Annotated in this window: 5 protein-coding genes; 4 read left to right on the forward strand and 1 reads right to left on the reverse strand. The window is 59.4% G+C overall.

Annotated elements, in window-relative coordinates; translation table 11 throughout:
- The 3 genes from EN994_RS36165 to EN994_RS18220 all read left to right on the forward strand — a co-directional run.
- The coding region (locus EN994_RS36165) for a BA14K family protein (protein ID WP_245466046.1) at positions 1–209 on the forward strand (209 nt) is incomplete at its 5' end.
- Between the two features lie 97 nt (positions 210–306).
- Positions 307–654: a DUF2934 domain-containing protein gene (locus EN994_RS18215; RefSeq protein ID WP_027160800.1), complete on the forward strand. Its 348-nt coding sequence runs from the start codon at positions 307–309 to the stop codon at positions 652–654.
- A 643-nt stretch (positions 655–1,297) separates the two neighbouring features.
- Positions 1,298–1,447 carry a hypothetical protein gene (locus EN994_RS18220; protein ID WP_086081318.1) on the forward strand — a complete coding sequence of 50 codons (150 nt, stop codon included), beginning with the start codon at positions 1,298–1,300 and terminating at the stop codon, positions 1,445–1,447.
- 83 nt (positions 1,448–1,530) lie between these two features.
- Here EN994_RS18220 and EN994_RS18225 read toward each other — a convergent pair whose 3' ends face one another.
- On the reverse strand, positions 1,531–2,481 hold the full coding sequence (locus EN994_RS18225) for an EamA family transporter (protein WP_127307701.1): 951 nt from the start codon (positions 2,479–2,481) through the stop codon (positions 1,531–1,533).
- Between the two features lie 691 nt (positions 2,482–3,172).
- Between EN994_RS18225 and EN994_RS18235 the strand changes: the two genes are divergently transcribed.
- A partial coding sequence (locus EN994_RS18235) for an ATP-binding protein (RefSeq protein WP_127307702.1) occupies positions 3,173–4,776 on the forward strand: 1,604 nt, incomplete at its 3' end.

Genomic DNA, 4,776 nt, shown 5'->3' on the forward strand with positions numbered 1-4,776 from the left:
ATCTCGAAGCCGCCGGTCAGGCCGGCCAGCCGGCTGCCGGCGACGGCGGGGAAAACGGCGCTGGCCTTGGCGTCTACCTTGCCGATGATGACGGCGAAGCGCTTTCGGCCGACCATGTCGATTCCTGCTTCAGCCGCTACCGCTCCTATCGCCCGGAAGACAACAGCTACCAGCCATACTCCGGTGGCCCGAGACGGCAATGCCAGTAGCCCCCGCGCACCGCCGGCATGGCGATCCGATCGCGCGGATTTTCCGGAGCGTCCGCATTGGCGCGACGTTCAACCCTGACCCGAAGGAGGACTGACCATGAGCGACGACCGGGACGACAGAATTCGTGAGCGCGCCTACCAGATCTGGGAACGGGAAGGCCGCATGCAGGGCGACCCCGAGCGGCACTGGCACCAGGCCGAGGCCGAGATCGACCGCGAGGGAGCCCTGCCGCTGACGGCGGGCGACGCGCTGCCTGAAACCGGCGAGATCGCCAGCTCCGACGTGCTGGAGGTCGAGGCGCTGGCGGTGCGCACCGGCATCTCCGGCGACGAGGCACAGGAACTGCTCGACCGCTTGGGCAACGACCGCGCCGCGGTCGAGCAAGCCGCGCGCAGCCTCAAGGCCAAAGGGCGGCGAAACCCCGATGAGGGACTGGCGAAATAGTCGGAGGACGAAAAATGCCGGCTAGGCTGCGACGGCTGATCGGCACGAAAAGCCCGCGCCTCTGGCGGAGGACGCGGGCCGATCGGAGGGCCGATCTTCGGCAGGCGATGGAGGGCACCACCTGCCGCATCCACTAACAATTAGCTTTGGCTAATGTTCCGTCAAGTTGGATCTGAATTTACTGCGTTGGAATGTCGGCTGCCGCCGCAATTGCGCCGCTAGCCTTCGTGGCCGGGATGCATGTGTCCGGACAGGGAGCTTGTCGATGGGATAGGAATTTTTTCTTGACGGGGTGAGGGCAGCTATGCTACATTTCTGCCTATGGTGCTGATTTGCGCCAGTGACCCGCCGCCCAGGCGGGTTTTTGCGTTTTGGCCGGCGCTCGCCGAATTTCGACGTTGCCAGAAAGCGCCGACGCCAAAGCTGCCAATCTCCCCACTTGTGGGGGAGATGGCCGGCAGGCCAGAGGGGGGGCGCCGTAGAGTGCTGCCTTCGAACGGGTGGATCATTTGGATTGGAACGGCGTTGATCCCTGACACAACCGGGGAATGAGCATGGCGACAAGACGCAGGCGCTGGTCGGCAGGCCGCCGCCCGGTAAGCGGAAACCTTGATCAGGGCCAATCCTAGCCAGGGAGAGCGAGATGATCCGAAAACTCAAGGACGGCAAATACCGGCTGTATTCGCGCAAGAAGGACGACAAGACCGGCAAGCGGCGCAACCTCGGAACGTTCGATACGCGCGAGGCGGCGGAGAAGCACGAGAAGGAGGTGCAGTATTTCAAGCGGCATTGAGAGGGGGCCTCTGGCTGTCGCAATGGTGACTCACCAAACGCCAATGCGGCCGGCGCTGAATACAGCCGTCACCCGCAAGATGTCTACGCCACGCGTGGTTGAGCTGGCCTGACTACGGTAGCGAGCACGATGCCGGCGACGATGAAGGCCGCACCGACCAGGTCGTAATCGTGCAAGCCCTCGCCGAGCAGCAGATAGGCGAGCACGGCCACGAACACCGTCTGCAGGTAGAGCAGCATGCTTGCCCGGCTAGCACCCAGCGTTTGCACGCTTTTGTTGTAGAGGTAGTACATCAGGGCGCCGCCGGGACCTGCCAGATAGGCGAGCGCGAGAAGGCTGTGGACGTTCATGGCGGAGCGTTCGTCGTTGAACAATTCCCACGCATGGAAAGGCAAGGCGACCAGCGCACCGGCGCCGAGCAGCAGCACGACCATCGGCAGGAGTTCGATGCCGAATTTGGCACGGCGCAAAAGCACGGTGTAGAGGCCCCAGCAGAACGCGCTGCCGACGATCCACAGCTCGCCGGCGTTGAGCTTGAGCTGCAGCAGCGCCGTCAGGTTGCCGTGGGCAACGATGAAAATCATCCCGGCAAGCGCAACCAGCGCGCCAAGCGACTTCCACAGGCCGAGCGGCTCGCCAAGCGCGAAACGGGCAAGCACCATCGTCATGACCGGCGACAGCGCCATGATGATGCCGGCCGTGGTGGCGTCGGTGTGGTTGAGGCCATGGTAGATCATACCCTGGCAGAGCGTCAGGCCGATCGCCCCCACGGCGACGACCTCCACGGCGCGCGTTCGCAAAAGCCCGATCATCGCCTCGTGATGACGGTGCACGATCGGCAGCAGGATGGCGCAGGCAAGCGTCAGCCGCCAGAAACAGAGACCCCAGGGCGGCATTTCAGGCGCCACCCATTTGGCCGCGATGTAGACACCGGCCGAAAGCAGCCAGCACAGGACGGCGGCCGGATAGCCGGCCAGGGAGGATATGGGGCGCACGGGTTGCGCGGCTTGATGCGCTATCGGCATTGCCTGCATGTCATGCCTCCCCTTCGATGACCTCGGCCAGACGGGGCAATATAGCCTGTGTCGTTGGGTCGTGCATCCGTTTTGAGAGGTCGAGGAGGAATCTGGGCAGCCGCGCGGACCTCAAGGGCAAGGGGAAACTATCAGCCAGGGAGAGCGAAATGATCCGGAAAATGAAATGCGGAAAATACCGGCTTTATTCGCGCTAGGAGGATGAGAAGACCGGGAAAAGGCGGAATCTGGGAACGTTCGAGACGCGTGAGGCGATGGAGAAGCATGAGCGCGAGGTGTAGTATTTTAAGCGGCATTGAGGGGATAGTGGGACGTTCCTTGCAGGCTGGATACCTGGGCATGGCCCGGCGGGAGTCCTCTTTCACACCAAACTTCGCCCGGCAGAACATTCCGAGAAGACAGCGATCACGGCGGGCATGTTCCTACTGGCAATTGCCGCCATCGGCGCAATATAGCTGCACCAGCAGCGGAGCAGGAGACGGGCAACGTGCTGATGGTGGCGAATGGGTGGTAGGGAAGCTTTCAGTTGAGGGGCGGGTTGCGGTGGATCACAGCTCCCTGGGCGCGTATCGCTTAGTATGGATGCGTTAGGCTCAGGTTGAGTGATGCGGTCACCCTTTCCTAAACACTACAGTGCCCTTATACCGAATCGGTCGCTTGCGGCACAGGAACAGTGAACTCCAGAGGTCATTTGCATACTCTCGAATCCTATCTCAGTGATGGAATCCAACGTGATCGGGAAGACATTGCCGCCATCGATCGAGTGCTTCTAGAAACAGGAGAAACGATTGCGGGAACGTTCAATTCGGAGAAACCCAACTGGCCCTATGAAATTCCCGATCGCCGAAAAGAAAATGACAAGCACAAGATTTCGCATAGCACGATGACAATGATGATCCGCGCAATCGATCTTCTTCGCGAGTCGCAACGAGTTGGCACATCTCGTCCAGGCTATGCATTTGAGGTTGGCGGTCAATACGCGAAAAAGCTGGATGAAGCGCGAAAGAAGGCATTTGACAGGTTGGTCGCTGAGCTTAGAGAAGCCCGTTCTGAGACCAGAGCCCAAACCATAACAACGATTTCTCCTACCTACGGGACCAATGACCCGCTAACCATGTCGTTTCTTGCCGAGGTTTTGTCGGCGACACCTGGTGGGACCGATGATCTCATGGCCGATGCCAGGATCGTCGTTCAGAAACTCGTAAAGATTGATCCGACGAACAGCTTCGTCAGTTTTTTTATTTTTAAGAACAGAGGCTTGACGGAATCAAAAGTCGTACCCAACGCATTCGTTCCTTTGTTAGTCGTGCGTGCAGCTCATACGCTGGGGCAAGAGATAGAAGGCAGAGCTGCATATCTGCGCTACTTTGAGAGTACACTTCACGATCAGCTTTCGTACTCAAATATCCCGGACAGCCGCTTCGATCCTGCCGAGTTGATCTTCTCTTTGGAGGGCGTGCTGCTCCTCTCGGAGCAGACAATAGATGTGCGTCTATTCGACCGTGTTCTTGATGTCCTCGAGCAAGCGCAGCAGACTAGTGCTCACTGGCGCCCAAGTAAGCCCTTCCTGCGCACCGTAAAGGGGTTTGTACTTTTCCCAATAAGTGTGGAGGCCGCAAATTCACTTCTGCGGTGCTGCCAGAGACTAGATAAGGACGAGCGGTTTCATGGGCGCTCGGAACGATACATAGCTCTGTTTCGCCGCTTCTGGAGTTGGCTTGCGGCGAGGCGCGTCACAATCGATGTTGAAGGAACGCCACGCCGAGTTTCAGGCTGGCACTCGGACCATGTCGCGGATCCTGACTCGATCCAACTTTGGGATACCGCGCAGGTAGTCGATTTTCTTCTGGGATACCGGCGTAGCCTCCACGGCCACATAGCTCGCACCACGCTGCGACTGTCTCGCTTCAACGTTCGAAAGCCTCAACGTGCCAAACAGTCTTGGAGTCCTGCGACCCAAGCGATGCAACTAGCTCGAAAGACGACAACGGCCGCGGCCCCGGATGACAAAGCAGATCTGAGGGAGAGCTTTGAGCCGATAACCTCACTCGGGCCATACTTCGAGACCTATCGTAAGGTAGAAGAGGAGTTCCTTTTGCCTTGGCTCGGCGGAAGTCCCCGAAATTATTCTATGTTAATTTATGGCCCGCCTGGCACCGGCAAAACCAGCGTTGCTGAAAATTTAGCGGATGCGCTCGGCTTTCCGCTCGTAACGATTACCGTCAGCGACTTTCTGGCAGGTGGCGGGGGCGAGGTGGAAGCGCGCGCTAAAATGATCTTTGAGGTGCTTGAGGC

Origin of the sequence: Mesorhizobium sp. M7A.F.Ca.CA.002.09.1.1 (genome assembly GCF_003998555.1) — a bacterium.
Lineage (GTDB): Bacteria > Pseudomonadota > Alphaproteobacteria > Rhizobiales > Rhizobiaceae > Mesorhizobium > Mesorhizobium ciceri.

Bases quoted from the DNA above. Each gene is read 5' to 3' on its own strand.
- EN994_RS18225 (WP_127307701.1), bottom strand. From the start codon at position 2,481: ATGCAGGCAATGCCGATAGCGCATCAAGCCGCGCAACCCGTGCGCCCC.
- EN994_RS18220 (WP_086081318.1), top strand. From the start codon at position 1,298: ATGATCCGAAAACTCAAGGACGGCAAATACCGGCTGTATTCGCGCAAG.
- EN994_RS18215 (WP_027160800.1), top strand. From the start codon at position 307: ATGAGCGACGACCGGGACGACAGAATTCGTGAGCGCGCCTACCAGATC.